Below are 18,272 nucleotides of genomic sequence, written 5' to 3'. Positions count from 1 at the left end.
CTTTCATGACTGCGACAGCGACGTCGAGGCTGTCTTCCTTGACCGATTCGCCCTCTGACCTCCGGACTTTCCTGCACGGACTGCCGGGCGTCGACAAGGTGGGCGTCGAGGCCAGGGCGGCGACGCTCGGCACCCGATCGATCAAGACGACCGCCAAGGCCCGGGCGATCGACCTGGCGATCAGCATGGTCGACCTCACCACCCTCGAGGGCGCCGACACCCCGGGCAAGGTGCGCGCCCTCTCGGCCAAGGCCCTGCGGCCCGACCCGGCCGACCCGACCTGCCCGCCGGTCGCGGCGGTCTGCGTCTACCCCGCCATGGTCCCGGTCGCCGCCGAGGTGCTCCGCGGCACCGGCGTCCACCTGGCCAGCGTGGCCACCGCCTTCCCGTCCGGCCAGGCGCCGCTCGACGTCAAGCTGGCCGACACCCGCGACGCGGTCGCGGCCGGCGCCGACGAGATCGACATGGTGATCAGCCGGGGCGCGTTCCTCGCCGGCGACTACGCCAAGGTCTTCGACGAGATCGTCGCGGTCAAGGAGGCCTGCGGAGCGGCCCACCTCAAGGTCATCCTGGAGACCGGGGAGCTCGGCACCTACGACAACGTCCGCCGGGCGTCCTGGGTGGCGATGCTCGCCGGGGCCGACTTCATCAAGACCTCGACCGGCAAGGTTCCGGTCGCGGCGACCCTACCGGTCACGCTGATCATGCTCGAGGCGGTGCGTGACTTCCGGGCTGCCCGCGGGCGGCAGGTCGGCGTCAAACCGGCCGGCGGCATCCGTACGACCAAGGACGCGATCAAATACCTCGTGCTGATCAACGAGACCGTCGGCGACGACTGGCTGTCTCCGGAGTGGTTCCGCTTCGGCGCCTCCTCGCTGGTCAACGATCTGCTGATGCAGCGCACAAAGCTCACGACCGGCCACTACGCCGGCCCTGACTACTTCACCCTGGACTGACTGCGCTTGCCTGAGGCGGCTCCGCCGCACTGCGAGAGGAAAAGCGGCAAATGTTCGAATACGCCCCCGCGCCTGAGTCGCGCTCCATCGTCGACATAGCACCCTCGTACGGCCTGTTCATCAACGGCTCGTTCGACGAGGGCAAGGCCACCTTCAAGACCGTCAACCCGGCCACCGAGGAGGTCCTGTCCGAGGTCGCGCTGGCCGGCCCGGAAGACGTCGACCGTGCGGTCGGCGCGGCCCGCAAGGCGTACGAGAAGTGGTCGGCGCTGCCCGGCGCCGAGCGAGCCAAATATCTCTTCCGCATCGCCCGGATCGTCCAGGAGCGCTCGCGGGAACTGGCCGTGCTCGAGTCGCTCGACAACGGCAAGCCGATCCGGGAGTCGCGCGACGTCGACCTGCCGCTGGTCGCCGCACACTTCTTCTACTACGCGGGCTGGGCCGACAAGCTCGCGTACGCCGGCTTCGGCCCCGACCCGCGGCCGCTGGGCGTGGCCGGCCAGGTCATCCCGTGGAACTTCCCGATGCTCATGCTGGCCTGGAAGATCGCGCCGGCGCTGGCCGCGGGCAACACGGTGGTGCTCAAGCCGGCCGAGACGACCCCGCTGTCGGCACTCTTCTTCGCCGACGTCTGCCGGCAGGCCGAGCTGCCGCCGGGCGTGGTCAACATCGTGACCGGCGCCGGCGACACCGGCCGCTACCTGGTCGAGCACCCCGATGTCGCCAAGGTCGCGTTCACCGGCTCGACCGAGGTGGGCCGGCAGATCGCCCGCTCGGTGGCCGGCACCGGCAAGCGGCTGACCCTCGAGCTGGGCGGCAAGGCGGCCAACATCGTCTTCGACGACGCGCCGATCGACCAGGCGGTCGAGGGCATCGTCAACGGCATCTTCTTCAATCAGGGGCACGTCTGCTGCGCAGGTTCGCGCCTGCTGGTGCAGGAGTCGGTGGCCGAGGAGCTGCTGTCCTCGCTCAAGCGGCGGATGGCCACGCTGCGGGTCGGTGACCCGCTCGACAAGAACACCGACATCGGCGCGATCAACTCCGCCGCTCAGCTCGCCAAGATTACCGAATTGTCGGAAATCGGGGCCAACGAGGGCGCCGAGCGCTGGTCCCCTCCCTGCGAGTTGCCCGACCGCGGCTTCTGGTTCGCGCCGACGATCTTCACCGGAGTGACCCAGGCCCACCGCATCGCCCGCGAGGAGATCTTCGGGCCGGTGCTGGCGGTGCTCACCTTCCGGACGCCCGACGAGGCGATCGAGAAGGCCAACAACACGCCGTACGGTCTCTCGGCCGGCATCTGGTCCGACAAAGGCTCGCGCATCCTGGCCGTCGCCGACCAGCTGCGGGCCGGCGTGATCTGGGCCAACACGTTCAACAAGTTCGATCCCACGTCGCCGTTCGGCGGTTACAAGGAGTCCGGTTACGGTCGCGAGGGCGGTCGTCACGGCCTGGAGGCGTACCTTGCCTGAGACCCGTCTTTCCGTACGGAAGACCTACAAGCTGTACATCGGCGGGGCGTTCCCACGCAGCGAGTCAGGACGGACCTATCTGGTGGACGGCGACAACGTGGCGCTGGCCTCCCGCAAGGACGCGCGGGACGCGGTGGTCGCGGCCCGGAAAGCGCAGCCCAAGTGGGCGGCCGCCACGGCGTACAACCGCGGGCAGGTGCTTTATCGCGTCGCCGAGATGATCGAGGCTCGCCGAGCCGAGTTCAAGGTCCTCGGCGTCGCCGGAGCCGAGGTCAGCGCCTCGATCGACCGCTGGGTCTGGTACGCGGGCTGGTCCGACAAGATCGCCCAGGTGACCGGCAACGCCAACCCGGTGGCCGGGCCATACTTCAACCTCTCCGCGCCCGAGCCGACCGGCGTGGTCGGCGTGACCGCGCCGGCCTCCCTGCTCGGCCTGACCAGCGTGCTCGCCCCGGCGGTGGTCACCGGCAACACGGTCGTCGCGGTCGCTCCCGGCCCGCAGATCGCGGTGACACTGGCCGAGGTGCTCGCCACGTCCGACGTGCCCGGCGGTGTGATCAATGTCCTGACCGGCCGCCCGGCCGAGATCGCGCCCTGGCTCGCCTCGCACGACGACGTCAACGGGCTCGACCTGACGGGCATCGACGATCAGGAGCTCGCCACCGAGCTGGAACGCACCGCCGCCGGCACGCTCAAGCGGGTCCGGCGGCCCGGCACGACCGACTTCACCGTCGATCCCGGGCTCGGCGCGATGACCGCATTTCTGGAGACCAAAACGGTCTGGCACCCCAAGGGTTTCTAAGGCACCTTTATCGGTCAATGTTGAAGTGCGGGGGACGGTCAGCCCTCGGTCAGGCGCGCCCACTAGGGTGTGTCGGCAGACACCGTCCCCGAACCGCCCAATTCATCACCCGGAGGTCACCGTGGCCAGCCAGTCCGACGAAGAGACTGAGGGAACGCCGTCCTCATCCTCATCTGGGCTCTCCGGGCGTGAGCTCTGGGAGTCGGCCGGCGTCACACCGGTCGAGATCGCCCTTCCCGGCGGGGTCGCGCTGACCCTGCGCGCGTACCGCAAGGCGGGCGAGATCACCCCGACCGAGCTTGAGGCCGAGGAGGACGACCCGTTCGAGGCCCGCAAGCGTCCGGTCGAAGATGATGACGACGACGAAGAGGTCATCGTCGACGAGGAGTTCCAGGCGCTGCTGGCCGAGGGCGACGACGGGGAGACGGCCAAGGCCGACGAGCCCGACGCGGCCGACTTCGAGGACGAGAAGGACGAGTCCGACGATCAGCCGGAAGATGAAGAGGTACCTCTCTTCCTCAGCCACAAAGGCAAGCTGATCGCCTTCAAGAGCCCGGAAGGCCTGGTCTCCTTCATTCGTTCGGGTGCTCCCAACGACCTCGCACAATTGGACGGCTGGGCCACCTTGGCCGACCGGGTACAGTCGACCGACGTCGACCCGCTGCCGGACGATCGCTACGAGCTCGACCTCGTGGTGGAAAACCTGCGCGGCGGGCACGACACGTGGGACCTTCCGCTGCTCATCGCGGCCGGCGAGGTGGCGCGAGACCTGGGATACGCCCTCCGGCTCAAGCCGGTCATCCTGGCCCTGTCGCCCGGCTCACCGCTCGATGACCTGGACGAATCCCTGCGGGCTGCCGAGACCGGTGGCATGGGCGGATTCTTCGGTCGTCGCCGGCTGAAGAAAATCGGGGCACAACAGGCAAGTCTTGGATGGCGCTCGATAATCGGCAAGATCTCTGCCGCTGTGGACTGGCGCGATTGACCCCTGAGCGGGGACCATCATTGCTTGGCCAAATGACTCTCTCCCGGGGAGGAGGACGACGCCGTGGCGCTCGTGCGGGTGTACTGCGGTCTGGCGTCGGCTGATGATTCGGTGCGTGCGGCCTCGTCCGCGCAACTGACCATCGCCGTGGTGGACGACGCAGGCCGGCTGCTCGGCGTTCACGAGATCAGCGACGACCCGTCCGGCTATGCCGACCTGGGTTCGCTGCTCGTGGCGCGGACGAGTGGGTTCACCGACGCCGCGGTTGCCGCCGACAGCGACGACCATGTGGTCACCTCGCTGCTCACCGCGGCCGGTCGCCCCATCGTGGTCGCCGACGACGACTCGACCGACGACTTCGCCGAACGCTTCGCTGACGACGACTCGGTCGAAGAAATGCAGGCGCCGCCGGCCGCCCGTCGCGCGGTCGGCCTGGCCCGGGCGTTGCAGGCCGGGGCCATCGCCGCGGTCAACCTTCAGACCCCGCGCGAGCTGGTCAGCTACAAGCCGATCCTGGCCGCGCACGTCGCCATGCTCAACGGCCGTCACGGCGCCGCGATCGCCCTCCGCGAGGTGCTCCGCGAGCTCTACCCGGCGGCCCTGCGGGCCTACCCCGACCCGGCGCACCCGCTGGCCATGTCGGTCCTCGACGCGATTCCGGAGCCCGGCCGCCTGTCGGTCGGTGGCGCCGAGTCCGAGCGGGTCGCCGAGCACATCGTTTCCGAGCTGGGCCGCAGCGGCGCCGGCACGGAAGACGAGATCATCGCCGCGGTGACCGCGCTCAGCGTCGCGATCAGCGAGTCGCCCCGCCGCGGCGGGGTCAACAAGTCGCTGGCGCCGTCCGCGGCCAGGTCGATCCGCCAGGCGATCGCCGCCGTCCGGGCCTGCGACTCCGCCTGCACCGAGCTGCTGAGCACGCTGGCCGACCGCACCCCGCTGACCGCCGGTCAGGGCGTTTCCCGCCGCAGCGCCCGCCGGGCCGCCGAGCCGGCCCCGCTGCAGCCCGCGTCGGCCGCCGACGCCTTCGGCAGCCGCCGCAGCCGCCCCGAGCCGGCCGCGACGGGCAACGGCCCGGTCATCCCGCAGCCGCTCAACGCGCCGCCCGCCGCACCCGAGCCGATCATGCCGCCGCCGCTGGCCCCGCGCCCGGTGACGCCGCCGCCCGCGGCCCCGGCCGCCTCGGCCGCGTTCCCCAACCGCGCACCCGCCCCGGGCAACCGCCCGGTGTCGGTCCCGCCACCCCCGCCCGGCATGACCCCGATCACCCCGGGTTCCCGCCCGCCGGCCCGCACGCCCAACCCGGCCGCTCCGACGTCGGCTCCGGCCGCGCCCGCGGCGTCGGCCGGCACCCCGGCCGACAACGGCCAGCCGTTCCGCGCCACCCTGACCAACGCGGCGATCAACAGTGTCCGCGCCGAGCGGCAGCGCACGGTGATCCCGCCCCGCCCCGACACGTCGTCCCCGCGCCCGTCGTCGCCGGCCGCCGGGGGCAGCGCCACCGACTACTCGCTGCCCATGCCCAACCAGCGCCCCGGCCAGGAGACGGCCGAGCCGGGCTCCCGGGCCAACTGGCCGCTGCTCAACGCGGGCGACGAGCCCGGCGCGTCCGCTCCCGCCGCGTCGATCAGCTCGCCGCCGGCGGACAACGGCCGCAACGGCCGGGTCAAGCCGCCCTGGCAGGACATGCCGAAGGAGCCGCCGGCCCTGCGCCTGGTCGAGCCCCAGCTCGGCCAGAGCCTCGACGCGACGATGGCCGACATTCCCGCGATCAGCGAGCCGCCGTCTCTGCGGGTGGTCGACGGCGAGGGCGGCCGCGGCCGCATCCGCCGCAGCGCCTCCGTCGCCTCGAGCATCACGTCGTCGACCAGCTCGACGCTGACCGCCCTCGACCGCAGCACCAACCCCCCGGTGGCCGCCGAAAGCAGCGACGGCGACCTGCTGATCTTCGCCGCGGCCCGCTCAGCCTGGTTCACCGGCCACGACGACGTCGCAGCCGACCTCGAGTGGGCCAACCCCAACGACTCCGGCTGGCGCGCAGCGGAAAAGGCCGCAACCCCGGCGGTCGCCGCCGAGACCGCGGCCGGCCTGCCCAAGCGCGTCCCCCAGGCCAACCTGGTGCCCGGCTCGCCGCTCCGCGAGGAGCGCCCGCTGCGCATCGTCCGCGACGCCGCCAGCATCGCCGCCCACACCACGGGCTACTTCCGCGGCTGGCGCCGAGGCCAGGAAATCGGCGGCTTCGCCATGGGCGGCCGCCCGGGCCGCGAGGCCGCCGGCGGCTGGGACTTCACCCGCGACGGCGCCCCCGCCGACGACTACCGCAACAGCGAGGCCGGCTACCGCCGCTAAGGCCGCTTCCCGACGGCCGCGAGCCCTCCGCTCGCGGCCGTTCCCGTACGCACTCTCCGAGCAGCGACGGCCTCGTCGCATGACCAGCATCCCGGGCCGACTTCGGCTGGCAGGCCCCAAGGCCGCCACCCGCACGCCGCGCACTCCAGACCTGCAGCCACTCGGCTGCGCCGCGAACCCGCCGCCGCCCGCCCCGCGACGCAGTCGCCAATCCGTAGCCGTCCGGGCGCGCCGCTGAGCCGCCAACCACGCGCGAGCTGTGCCGAGCGACGGCCCTGGCTTCTCTGTCTCGGCGCCACACTTCCCACCCCGCAGCCATCGCCCGCCCAGCGCTGCCCTTCCAACCGGCAGCCGTTCGGGCGCCCCGCTATAGCCGCCATCCGGCTGCCGTCCGTAGCTCGTCGGCCCCGCCCGGTGCGCGCGGCCAGCGCCCCCTGGCAGCCAGCAGCGTCCGGTCGCCCCGCAAAGCCGCCAACCTCACGCCTAGCGCCGCACGCCCCCAACCCGCAGCCTTCCCCGCCCGCCGCAAAACCGCCGCCCTCACTCCGGGCCGCCTTTCTGAGTGCACTGCCGTGACCCCGGCCGCTGCCCTAAGTGCACTTCCGGACCCTAACCATCGCCGCTGACGCCCCGTCTCACCGCGACACCCCGCCTCACCGCGACACCCCGCCTCACCGCGACACCCCGCCTCACCGCGACACCCCGTCTCACCGCGACACCCCGTCTCACCGCGACGCACCGCGAAAGCGGCCGTCGCGAGGTACCCCTCTGGCGCGCGGTCCCGCAAGGCCCTGGGGAGCTGATGCTCCGGGAGTCGCTGCCGTGCCCGATTCACCTCCTACGCAGGCGCACCATCCGACGCGGTGTCCATGGAGCCACCGCTCGCCCGTCCGCGCGAGGCGAGACCCGCGCTCACCCTCGCCCGGCGGCGCCGCCTCGAGCCCGCCTCCGGCCAGCGATGACACGTCCGCCAACGCCGCACCCCGATGGCCGCGGAAGCACTCATCGACCATCCCTGCGAGGCGGCCGACCGACATGGCCCACATCCGGCGGCGTCGCCTTTGAGCCTGCCTGCCTGACCGCCGGACCACCTCACCCGATGCCCACCGCCCCCGTGGGGCGGCCCCTGACCGCACCGACATGGCTCCGCAACCGGCGGCGGCCCGGCCTTAGACCCCGCCCGCCCAACCGATTGCCGTCCCTGCTGTCCGCGGGGCGCCTCCCCGACTCATCCCCGCGAGGTAGCACCGCAGCGCCGCGAATACCGCCTTCGCGACCCGATGCCCGCGAAGCGATCCCGAACATCAGGCTGCTGCGCCCGCCGCCCCCGATGTCGTGGCCCCGCGGCGCCTGCTCCGCAAAGGAGGCCCTCGACCGCCGCCGCGATGCTCGCGGAGTTGTGCCCGCCTCGGGGCGCCGCTCGGTGAAAGGCGGTGGCAGCATGGCCGGATGCGGGCGATCATCTTTGACTTCTTCGGCACGCTCACCGACCCTCGGGCGGAGGTCGGGCGGCGCACGGCGTTCGAGGCGACCGCGGCCGCCCTCGGTGTGCCGGCCGGCGACTTCTGGGCCGCGATGGGCGGGAGCTACCCGCAGCGGATCGTCGGGCGCTACGGCGGCACCAGAAGCACGCTCGCGGCAATTGCCCGGCAGTGCGGGGTCACGCCGACCGATGACCGATTGGACGCCGCAGTGGCCGTCCAGGTTGAAGGGGCGGAACGGGTTAGGCCGCCTCGCCCGGGGGTTCTGGAGCTGCTGGACCGGCTGCGCGCTGCCGGGTTCCGCATTGGACTGATCAGCGACTGTTCGAGTGAGCTCTGCGAAGCGTGGCCGACCACCCCGTACGCCCCGCGCGTCGACGTTCCGGTTTTCTCCTGGCGTGAGGGCTATGGCAAGCCCGATCAGCGCCTCTACTCTGCCGCCGCCGAACGCCTGCGGGTGCCGGCCGCCGAATGCTGGTATGTCGGGGATGGTGGCAGCCGCGAGCACGACGGCGCGCGCCGGGCCGGGATGCGCCCGGTGCTCGTGACCAACGCGGCCTTCCCGGAGGTGGGCGGGTTGCGCACCGATCCGGACAGCTTCCGCCCCGACGCCGTCATCGACGATCTGGACGAGCTGCCCTCGTTACTCAGGGTGCCCGCTTGACGTACGGGCTGAGCCGTCGCCGGGCGCGGAGAAGCCCCGCACCGTCGCACGGTGCGGGGCTTCTACCGTTTGTCAGGCCGGCGCCACGGCCCGCGAGCGACGCATCGTCAGCACATACTCGACCAGCGAGATGAGGACGTTTTTCGTCGACTCACGGTTCCGGGCGTCGCAGCTCACGACGGGCACGTCGCTCGAGATCGCCAAGGCGTCCCGCACGTCCTGCGCGTTGTGGTACTGCATGCCGTCGAAGCAGTTGATCGCTACCAGGTAGGGCAGGCGGCGATGCTCGAAGAAGTCGATGGCGGCGAAGCAGTCGGCGAGCCGACGCGTATCCACCATGACGACGGCACCGATCGCGCCACGCACCAGTTCGTCCCACATGAACCAGAAACGCGTCTGGCCCGGTGTGCCGAACAGATAGAGGATCAGGTCGCGGTCGATGCTGATCCGGCCGAAGTCCATGGCGACGGTGGTCGTCATCTTGCCGGGCATCTGTCGGTTGTCGTCGACGCCCACACCGGCCGAGGTCATGATCGCCTCGGTGGTCAGTGGGGTGATCTCGGAGACCGAGCCCACCAGCGTCGTCTTACCAACGCCGAAACCACCGGCGATGACAATCTTCGCCGATGTGACGCGCCCCGCAGCGGGACGGTGCGACATGTCAGAGCCTGCGAAGTCCACTCAGCACCCTTTCCAGCAGTTCCGTGCCTACCGCATCGGTCTCGTCGTCCAGCGAGGTGGGCTCGTAAATCGCGACCAGGCCGTCGGAGGCCATGTCGGCGACGATCACTCGAGCCACACCGAGCGGCAGTTGCATGCGTGCGGCGATTTCTGCGAGCGACTGCACACGGCCGCCGTCGCACATCGTCGCGATGTACTGATGCTCGCTTCCACCCTGCCCGCCGCGGATCATTCCAGATCGACCGCGCACAGTCGTCTCGATCAGCGCTTCCAGCGCTATGTCCAGCTTCGGCCGGGTCCGACCGCGGGTCACGGCGTACGGCCTGACCAGCGCGCCGGTCGGCTCATCGCGTTCGGGCATCGTCACCGCTCACCCCTTCCTCGAACCCCTAGAAGTTGTCGTCAATGTTCTTCACAGTCGCCGGCCGAGCCTACTCGCGGTGGGAAACCCGCGACAAACCCGCGAACGGCGCCGGTCGTGTGCCGGTTCAGCCGAGGACCCCGGCCGCGGAACGCGGTGCCGGGGTAAGGGCCTCGCCAACACGGTCGACCAGCAGGGCCATCTCGTAGCCCACCTGCCCGACGTCGCAGCTGCGCGCCGCGAGCACCGCGAAGGAGGAACCGTCGGAGATCGACATCAGGAAGAGGAACCCGTTGTCCATCTCGACGACTGTCTGCAGCACCGCACCACCCTCGAAGCACCGTGCGGCGCCCTGAGTCAGGCTGACCAGGCCGGAGGCGATAGCCGCCAGCTGGTCGGCCCGGTCACGCGGAAGGTCCCGCGAGGCTGCCAGGAGCAGACCGTCGGCGGAAACCGCGATCGCATGTGCGACTCCGGGAACGCGGTCGGCGAAGTTGGCCAGCAGCCAACCGAGATCCTGCGTAGATGTCATGCCTCATGCTCCTTGCCAGCCTGCGAGGACTGCTGCCCTCCCGGAGTTCCCTCCGGGTTGGTCGATGGTTCCTGCGTGCGACCACGCTGCACACCCCGGTGGTACGCGGAGAGAAGACCGCGGACCCCCTCGGGAGTACGGCGCTGGACGGAATTACCGCCCCGGTCCACACCGCCGGGGACGAGCTGGGCCATCGGGGTCCGCTTGGGCAGACCCGCGGTGGTCGTGGTGTCGACCGGCATCTCCGCCGCCGCCCGGGCGGCCTGCCAGCCCTCGTCCGCTGCCGTCTGCCACGGGCTTGTGGAGGCGGCGGCGGCCGGAGCCGCGTTGCCGTTCGAGACGGCCGCGCCGACGGTGGCCGGGTCGAGTTCCCGGGACTCCGGCGGGCCGGCCTGGTGCGGAACGCCGACCGAGCGTGCCGGTTCGGCGGTCGAGAATCGCTGCGAGCTGATCGTGTCGTCGCCGAGACCGTTGTTGTCCGGCGCGGGCGCCGCCGGCTTGGCCGGGGCGTTGGCCGGAGGGGCCGACGTCATGAACCAGGCCGACTCGAGCTCCCGGAAGATCGGCAGCTCCATGGTCTCGTCGGCGTACTGCGTGCCGCCGTTCTCCCGCTGCCGGGCCGCGGCCTGAGCGGCCGCGATCTGGGCGGCCGCGGTCGCCTGGGCCTCGGCGGCCTGGACCGCCGCCGCCTCGTGCGCCGCCCGTGCCGCGGCGGCCGCCCGCTGCGCCTCGGTCTGCGGGCCGCCCGAGGTGGGCGTCGCGGAGACCGGGGTCGCCGAGACCGGCGGGGCCGAGGACGGGATGGGAGCGGCCTGCGGCTGCCGGGTCGACTGATCGGGCCGGTAGCGCGGCAGCTCAGTCGTCATGTCGAGCGCGGCGGCCAGGCTCTCCGGCACGTGCGGGGGCGCGTCCGGACCCCGCTCCGGTGCGACCGGCGGCCAGGCCGGCGGCGCGGACGCCGCCTGCTGAGGCTGAACCGGAGGCTGCTGGTACGGCGCCTGCTGAGACGGCGCCTGCTGGTACGGCGCCTGCTGGTACGGCGCTTGCTGAGACGGCGGCTGGTACGGCGCCTGCTGCTGGAACGGGGGTTGCTGTTCCGGCGGCGAGGAGACCGGGCGGCCACCGAACGGCGGACCGGACGGGACGGGCGGCGCCGAGATCGGGGGCACCGGGGGCGAGGAGATCGGCGGAAGGGCCGGACCGCGTCCCTGAGTCTCCGGGTTGGACGGCAGCTGGCGCGGGATGGTCGCGCCGTACCCGCCTGAGTCGCCGTCGGTGCGGACCGGCTCGCCGCCGTTGCGGCGCTGCGGCAGACCGTCGGGACCGGCGAAGCCTTGCGGCTGACCGGACGGGCCGGACGGCAGCGGCGGGATGACCTCGTTGCTGCGCGGCCCGTAGAAGCCGTTCATGCCGCCGCCGTTGGTCGACCCGTTGGCGAAGCCGTTGGACGACCCGTTGGCGAAGCCGTTCGACGGGGCGCCGGTGAGGTCGGACCACGCCGGAACCGAGCGACCGCCGGTGCCGAGCATGCCACCGTTGGGCATCGGCGGGTTGGGGTCGAACGGGCGGCTGCCCGGGTAGCCTCCGCGGCCGCTCTCCAGAGCCAGGGGCTCGGGGAAGCCACCGCGCTGCGGGCCGCCCTGGGGGCCACCGTCGAAGCCGGGACCGAGCTGACCGCGTCCGCCGGCGACCGCCGGAACGCCGCTGCCACCCATCAGGACCGAGGACGGCAGGCCGACCTCGGCGATCGTGCCGCGCTCGGTGTCGGCCGGGCGCAGTTCGACCTTGACGGCGTGCCGGTTGGCCAGCCGGGCGACCACGACGAGGCCCATCATGCGGGAGACGGCCACGTCCACCATCGGCGGATTGGCCAGCCGCTCGTTGAGATCGTTGAGCTGGTCGCGGCTGATGCCGATGCCTCGGTCTTCCACCGACAGCAGGGCACCGTCGCCGAGCCGCCGGGCCTCGACGATGACCGTCGAGTTGGGCGGGGAGAAGGCGGTCGCGTTGTCGAACAGCTCGGCGACCAGGTGGACCATGTCGTTGACGGCGTGCGCCGACACCTCGATGTCGCGGTCGATGATGCCGAACTCGATGCGGGTGTAGTGCTCGACCTCGGACTGCGCCGCGCGGAGCACGTCGATCAGGGCAGCCGCCTCGCGCTGCACGCGGGTCGAGTCGGCGCCGGCCAGAACCAGGAGGTTTTCGTCGTTACGACGCATCCGGGTGGCCAGGTGGTCGAGCTGGAAGAGCTCGGCCAGACGGTCCGGGTCTTCCTCGCCGCGCTCCAACCGGTCGAGGTGACCGATGAGCCGGTCGACCAGGATCTGGGAACGACGGGCGAGGTTGACGAACATCGTCGCGACGGAGCCCCGCAGGGCGGCCTGCTCGGCCGCGGTGCGCACCGCCTCGAGGTGAACCGCGTTGAACGCCTCGGTCACCTGACCGAATTCGTCCCGGCTGCGCACCGGCAGCGGCTCGGCGATCTGGTCGGCGACCTGTGCCGGTGTGAGCGAGCCGGACAGAGCCGGATCACGCAGCCGTTCCACGGCGTGCGGCAGACCGAACTGGGCGACCGAAAGGGCACCCTGGCGCAGTTCGCGCAGCGAGCGGGCCATCGACCGGGCGACCAACCACGCGAAGAGGATGGCCAGCAGCAGCATGCCGAGCAGGACGCTGGTCTCGATGAACACCCGCCGGTTGACGCCGTTGCGGATGTCGGTCGCCTGGCTGACGACGCTCGCGTCGAGCTTTTCCTCCAGTCCCCGGAAGAGCTTGTCGTAACCGGTCATCGCGGACTCCCACTTCTGGGAGTCGAACGGGATGTCGGTCGTCGTGTTCGACATGAAGTCGATCGGCACGGTCAGGTTGGTCGCCGCGCGGGCGTCGGCCTGGCTGCCGATGGCCTTGAACTGGGCGATCTCGGGGTCGGAGCCGACCGAGTTGAGCGTGCTGACCGCCAGGTCGAAGCCGGTCTCGGTCGCGGTGAACTCGCGGCGGAGGTCGGACGTCAGCCGGCCCCGCTGCAGGATCTCGTGACCGACGTCGCGCTGCTCGGCGACGTACTCCTTGGCCTGGGCGACTGCCGCCACGGTGCGCATGTGGTCACCGAGGTCGGTGTTGTCGGAGAGCTCCGAGGAGTCGTCGCGCACCGACAGCAGGTCGTTGATCAACGTGTTGTACGTCGACTTGATGCTGTCCAGCTCGAGCTTGGCGTCAGCCGCCTGGCTCCGGGTTGCCGGAAGGTCCGAGAGGTTGTTGTCCAACCGCGTCAGCAGGTTGTTGACCTTGTAGGGCACGTCACCGACGGTCAACCGCTGCTGCGAATAGGCCAACTTGGCCTGATCGACCAGGCCCGTCTCGTTGTTGTACGCCTTTTTGGCGGCCGTGTAGACGGTCTGGTTGGTGTCCTTATTGGTCTTGATCATGACGGCGTATGCACGCTCGTTCTGCAGATGGTCAACCAGACCACCGGCAGCCTGCGACAACGCCGAAAGGCTTCGGGCGCGCTCCGCGTTGCTGGCCGTATTGATGTGGTCCACCAGGCCGCTGACGCCGACGATGATCGTCGCCAGGGTGGGTACCAACATGATGAGGCCGAGCTTCGACCAGATCGGCAGGTCTCGCAGCCGATCTGCCGGCCGACGGAGACGCGACATGACGCCATTCGCCGTCGTTGGGCGCTTGCTCACGTCACCGTCCTCCTGATTCGGGCCCGGCCTTCGGCTCGCCGGGCACCGCACACGGCCGACTCGCCGGTCGGGCCCCCGAGATTCCATCACGACGAGTGTCAAAGAGAAAGAGCAGGCCGACACGGACCGTTTGTGTGGCGCGATCGTTGCCCGAGTTGCGGCGCCGATCGTCGATCCAGTGTCACTGCTTGTATCGGGGTGCGTTCTCAGAGTCACTCAACCCGATCGGCGCGGCGGGGGGTGGGGCCTGCCGATCGCGCCCGATCGTAGTGGATCGCGGCAGGAGAGACGATGGCGCGGTACGCGCCGCACGGCAAGGTGAGATGCCGGTTTTTGCAGTGTTTGTAGGCACCATTCTGACCGAACGGATGAGTACCGGCGCCGAATAGGCATATCTGAAGTGCTGTAGCCCAGTTTGTGCCAGCTCTAGGCGATCAACTTCGCGTACGCCGGCTTGATCACCTCGTTGATGATCGTCAGCCGCTCGTCGTACGGGATGAACGCGGACTTCATCGCGTTGATGGTCAGCCACTGGAGCTCGGCCCACCCCCAGCCGAACGCCTCGGTCAGCAGGGTCATCTCCCGCGACATCGAGGTGCCGCTCATCAGCCGGTTGTCGGTATTGACGGTCACCCGGAAACGCAGGTCGTGCAGAAGTCCGATGGGGTGCTCGGCGATCGAGGCGACGGCACCGGTCTGCACGTTCGACGACGGGCAGAGTTCCAGCGGAATCCGCTTGTCGCGAACATAAGCGGCGAGCCGCCCGAGAACCGCCGGTCGGCCGGTGATGTCGTCCACAATGCGCACTCCGTGACCCAGGCGGTCGGCTCCGCACCACTGGATCGCCTGCCAGATCGACGGCAACCCGAAGGCCTCGCCCGCATGGATGGTGAAGTGGAAGTTTTCGCGCTGGAGGTATTCGAACGCGTCCAGGTGGCGGGTGGGCGGGAAACCCGCCTCGGCGCCGGCGATGTCGAACCCGACCACCCCGGTGTCCCGGAAGCGGACCGCCAGCTCGGCGATCTCCTGCGACCGGGCGGCGTGCCGCATCGCGGTCAGCAGCGTGCCGATCCGGATCACCCGGCCCCCGGCGGCCGCCTCGGCGCAACCGTCGCGGAAACCCGCATCGACCGCCTCGACCACCTGGTCGAGCGTGAGGCCGCCCTCCAGGTGCTGCTCGGGCGCGTAGCGGACCTCGGCGTAGACGACGCCGTCGGCGGCCAGGTCGAGCGCGCACTCGCGGGCCACCCGGTGCAGACCCTCCTCGGTCTGCATCACGGCGACGGTGTGCGCGAAGGTCTCCAGGTAACGTTCGAGCGAGCCCGAATCGGCGGCGGCCACGAACCAGTCGCCCAGCGCGGCCGGGTCGGTGGTCGGCAGTTCGTGCCCCACGGCGTCGGCGAGCTCGACGACGGTCGCCGGCCGGAGGCCGCCGTCCAGGTGGTCGTGCAGGAGCGCCTTCGGGGCCTTCACGATGTCGGAATGTTCAATGGCGGCCATCAGAAGAGCCTAGAGGCAGGGAACGAATGATCGACGGAGCATTGCCGTACCTGCGGTGCCCGGTCTGCGAACAACCCCTGTCCCGCGCCGACCGGTCCCTTCGATGCACCGAAGGGCACCTGTTCGACCTGGCCAGGCAGGGATATGCCAACCTGTCCAACGGCCGGGTGCCCTACTCCGGTGACACGGCGGAGATGGTCGCCGACCGCGAGACGTTCCTGTCGGCCGGGCACTACGCCTTCATAGCGGACGACCTGGCCGGCTATCGGAGGAACGGGCTCGTGGTCGACGCCGGCACCGGCACCGGCTACTACCTGGCGGCAGCGCTGGACGGAAACCCGGGGAGCACCGGCCTCGGCGTCGACGTCTCCAAAGCCGCACTGAAAAGGGCCGCCCGGGCTCACCCCCGGGCCGCAGCCGTACTGGCCGACCTCTGGCGGCCGCTGCCGATCGCCGACGCGTCGGCCGAACTGCTGCTGAACGTCTTCGCGCCCCGCAACGGCCCCGAGTTCCATCGGGTGTTGAAACCGGATGGCCGGCTGCTGGTCGTGACGCCGGCCCCGGACCATCTCGCCGAACTGATCGAGGCGCACGGGCTGATCCACGTCGACCCGGACAAGGCGAACCGGGTGGCCGAGTCGCTCGGCGACCACTTCGCGGCTGTCGAGAGCAAGGTGCTGCGCCGCCGGCTGGAGCTGACCGGATCCGAGGTGCGCACGCTGATCGGCATGACACCGAACGCACATCACGTGCCGGCCGAGACCCGCCCCGACGAGGCGGGCAGCGTGACGGCGGCGGTAGTGGTCACGGCGTACCGGAAGGCGGCCTAGACCGAAAGGTCGACCTCTTCCCATTCGGCGGGTTGTTCGTGATAGGGCCCGCGGAAGACGACCGCCCACTCGAGCGCCCACCTCCGCTGCCCGATCGCGTTGGAGTCGATCTCGCCCGGCAGCGGTGCGCCCGCCGCTTGGGCCTCCTGGAACGCCCAGTCCAGGCAGTAGTAGAGGTCGAGCAGCACGACCGCCTCGACCGGATCTCGCGGGGACATCAGCGACCGGGAGCGCCACTGCCCGAACGTCTCACCAGCCGGCAGATCGGGCATCTGGGACATCAGCCGGTCCTCCGGCGGAGCGGTCGGGTCGAGGTGCCGGGCCAGGCCGAGCAGCCAGGCCAGCGCGAAGACCGCGTCGTGATGCAGCACGAAGGACCGGTGGTCGCCCTTGGCCCCGATAACGAACTCCCACTCCGGCGGCGTGACCAGATCGACCAGGTGCGATCCGAGGATCCAGCCCATCGCGAGCTCGGTCGGCATGCCGAAGCACCGGGCCACCACCACGTGCAGGATCGCCGCGCGAGCCTCCAGGTCGAGCGTGGGCCGCAGCTCGATGGTGTCGCCCGGCTCCCAGACCAGCGGGAAACCAGGCGGGGGCAGCGGCAGGCCGAGCCGCTCCAGTTCGTCGAGGCTGGCCTCGCGAACGGCGCGCGGATCGGGTGCGGCCTTCGTCATGGTGCGTCAGGCTATGCGGTCGAGAAGAAGGTTTGTAGTAGAGGGCGCCCGCTCGCCGACGACGATCGCCCCCGCCGCGACGGAGCGGGCCGGCGGGATGCGGCCGGCGTCGTCGGCCCGCAGTTCCAGGAGCACGTCGCCGGCCTCGACCCGGTCGCCCGGCCGCACACGAAGAAGAACCCCGGCGCCGAAACTGACCGGGTCCTCCTTGCGGGCACGCCCGGCGCCGAGCCGCCAGGCGGCAAGACCGATCTCGTACGCGTCGACCGACTCCACCACCCCGGCGCGGGAGGCACGCACCACCTCGTTCTCCCTGGCCACCGGCAGCGGCGCCGACGGGTCACCGCCCTGGGCCCGGATCATCGCCCGCCAGGTGTCCATCGCCCGCCCGGACGCGAGCACGGCCGCCGGGTCGGCCTCCAGACCGGCCGCCTCGAGCATCTCCCCGGCCAAGGCCAGAGTCAGCTCGACCACGTCGGCCGGTCCGCCGCCGGCCAGCACCTCGAGGGACTCGGCCACCTCGACCGCGTTGCCGACCGCGAGGCCGAGCGGGGTGTTCATGTCGGTGAGCAGGGCGACCGTCCGTACCCCGCTGTCGGTGCCCAGCCGCACCATGGTCGACGCCAGCTCGCGGGCCGCGTCGAGGTCCTTCATGAAGGCGCCGGAGCCGACCTTGACGTCGAGGACCAGCGCGCCGGTGCCCTCGGCGATCTTCTTGCTCATGATCGAGCTGGCGATCAGCGGGATCGCCTCGACCGTGCCGGTGACGTCGCGCAGCGCGTAGAGCTTGCGGTCGGCCGGGGCCAGGCCCTCACCGGCCGCGCAGATCACCGCGCCGACCTCCTGCAGCTGCTTCTTGAACGCGTCGTTGCCGATCGTGGCCTGCCAGCCGGCAATCGACTCCAGCTTGTCCAGGGTGCCGCCGGTGTGGCCGAGGCCGCGGCCGGAGAGCTGGGGCACGGCGGCCCCGCACGCCGCGACCAGCGGCGTCAGCGGCAACGTGATCTTGTCGCCGACGCCGCCGGTGGAGTGCTTGTCGGCGGTCGGGCGGGTCACCGAGGAAAGGTCGAGCCGCTCGCCGCTGGCGATCATCGCGGCGGTCCACCGGGCGATCTCCCGTGGCGTCATGCCGCGCAGCAGGATCGCCATGGCCAGCGCCGACATCTGCTCGTCGGCGACCACGCCCTTGGTGTACGCGTCGACGACCCAGTCGATCTGGGCGTCGCTCAGCTCGCCGCCGTCCCGCTTGGCCCGGATGACGTCGACCGCCGCGAACTCGCTCATCTCGTGTCCCTA

General features: G+C 71.0%; 14 protein-coding genes. 7 read left to right on the top strand and 7 right to left on the bottom strand.

Going from position 1 to position 18,272, the window contains the following annotated elements; translation table 11 throughout:
- The first annotated feature begins 5 nt into the window (after positions 1-5).
- The 6 genes from deoC (at position 6) to ACIA5C_RS27505 (ending at position 8,703) form a co-directional block, all read left to right on the top strand.
- Complete coding sequence (gene deoC, locus ACIA5C_RS27530) at positions 6-956, top strand: deoxyribose-phosphate aldolase (protein ID WP_396059496.1); 951 nt, start codon at positions 6-8, stop codon at positions 954-956.
- A 50-nt stretch (positions 957-1,006) separates the two neighbouring features.
- Complete coding sequence (locus tag ACIA5C_RS27525) at positions 1,007-2,425, top strand: aldehyde dehydrogenase family protein (RefSeq protein ID WP_396059494.1); 1,419 nt, start codon at positions 1,007-1,009, stop codon at positions 2,423-2,425.
- Positions 2,418-3,227: an aldehyde dehydrogenase family protein gene (locus tag ACIA5C_RS27520; RefSeq protein WP_396059492.1), complete on the top strand. Its 810-nt coding sequence runs from the start codon at positions 2,418-2,420 to the stop codon at positions 3,225-3,227. Before ACIA5C_RS27525 ends, ACIA5C_RS27520 begins: the two co-directional genes overlap by 8 nt.
- A gap of 121 nt (positions 3,228-3,348) precedes the next feature.
- Positions 3,349-4,212, top strand: coding sequence for a DNA primase (locus ACIA5C_RS27515; protein ID WP_396059490.1), 864 nt, complete (start codon positions 3,349-3,351; stop codon positions 4,210-4,212).
- A gap of 63 nt (positions 4,213-4,275) precedes the next feature.
- Positions 4,276-6,558, top strand: coding sequence for a transposase (locus tag ACIA5C_RS27510; RefSeq protein WP_396059488.1), 2,283 nt, complete (start codon positions 4,276-4,278; stop codon positions 6,556-6,558).
- A 1,449-nt stretch (positions 6,559-8,007) separates the two neighbouring features.
- Positions 8,008-8,703 (top strand): HAD family hydrolase, encoded by a 696-nt coding sequence (locus ACIA5C_RS27505; RefSeq protein ID WP_396059486.1) that lies wholly within the window; start codon positions 8,008-8,010, stop codon positions 8,701-8,703.
- A 72-nt stretch (positions 8,704-8,775) separates the two neighbouring features.
- On the opposite strand, the gene ACIA5C_RS27500 is transcribed toward ACIA5C_RS27505, so the two are convergent.
- From ACIA5C_RS27500 to ACIA5C_RS27480, 5 genes are all read right to left on the bottom strand, one after another.
- Positions 8,776-9,363, bottom strand: a complete 588-nt coding sequence (locus ACIA5C_RS27500; RefSeq protein WP_396059484.1) for a GTP-binding protein — start codon at positions 9,361-9,363, stop codon at positions 8,776-8,778.
- Position 9,364: 1 nt separating this feature from the next.
- Positions 9,365-9,745: a DUF742 domain-containing protein gene (locus ACIA5C_RS27495; protein WP_396059680.1), complete on the bottom strand. Its 381-nt coding sequence runs from the start codon at positions 9,743-9,745 to the stop codon at positions 9,365-9,367.
- A 127-nt stretch (positions 9,746-9,872) separates the two neighbouring features.
- Complete coding sequence (locus ACIA5C_RS27490) at positions 9,873-10,277, bottom strand: roadblock/LC7 domain-containing protein (protein ID WP_014447580.1); 405 nt, start codon at positions 10,275-10,277, stop codon at positions 9,873-9,875.
- Entirely contained in the window at positions 10,274-13,936 is a 3,663-nt protein-coding gene (locus tag ACIA5C_RS27485) for a nitrate- and nitrite sensing domain-containing protein (RefSeq protein WP_396059482.1), read from the bottom strand. Before ACIA5C_RS27485 ends, ACIA5C_RS27490 begins: the two co-directional genes overlap by 4 nt.
- A gap of 459 nt (positions 13,937-14,395) precedes the next feature.
- Entirely contained in the window at positions 14,396-15,469 is a 1,074-nt protein-coding gene (locus ACIA5C_RS27480; protein ID WP_396059480.1) for an adenosine deaminase, read from the bottom strand.
- Between the two features lie 26 nt (positions 15,470-15,495).
- On the opposite strand from ACIA5C_RS27480, the gene ACIA5C_RS27475 reads away from it, so the two are divergent.
- Complete coding sequence (locus tag ACIA5C_RS27475; protein ID WP_396059478.1) at positions 15,496-16,299, top strand: putative RNA methyltransferase; 804 nt, start codon at positions 15,496-15,498, stop codon at positions 16,297-16,299.
- Here the strand turns inward: ACIA5C_RS27475 and ACIA5C_RS27470 are convergent.
- Positions 16,296-16,976 (bottom strand): DUF4272 domain-containing protein, encoded by a 681-nt coding sequence (locus tag ACIA5C_RS27470; RefSeq protein ID WP_396059476.1) that lies wholly within the window; start codon positions 16,974-16,976, stop codon positions 16,296-16,298. The two genes, ACIA5C_RS27475 and ACIA5C_RS27470, sit on opposite strands and share 4 nt — an antisense overlap.
- A 6-nt stretch (positions 16,977-16,982) precedes the next feature.
- A complete protein-coding gene (locus tag ACIA5C_RS27465; RefSeq protein ID WP_396059474.1) occupies positions 16,983-18,260 on the bottom strand; it encodes a thymidine phosphorylase in 1,278 nt (425 codons plus the stop codon).
- Positions 18,261-18,272: the final 12 nt, after the last annotated feature.

This window comes from Actinoplanes sp. NPDC051343, from assembly GCF_044455125.1.
GTDB lineage: Bacteria > Actinomycetota > Actinomycetes > Mycobacteriales > Micromonosporaceae > Actinoplanes.
This window is presented reverse-complemented; position numbering and strand designations above follow the sequence as displayed.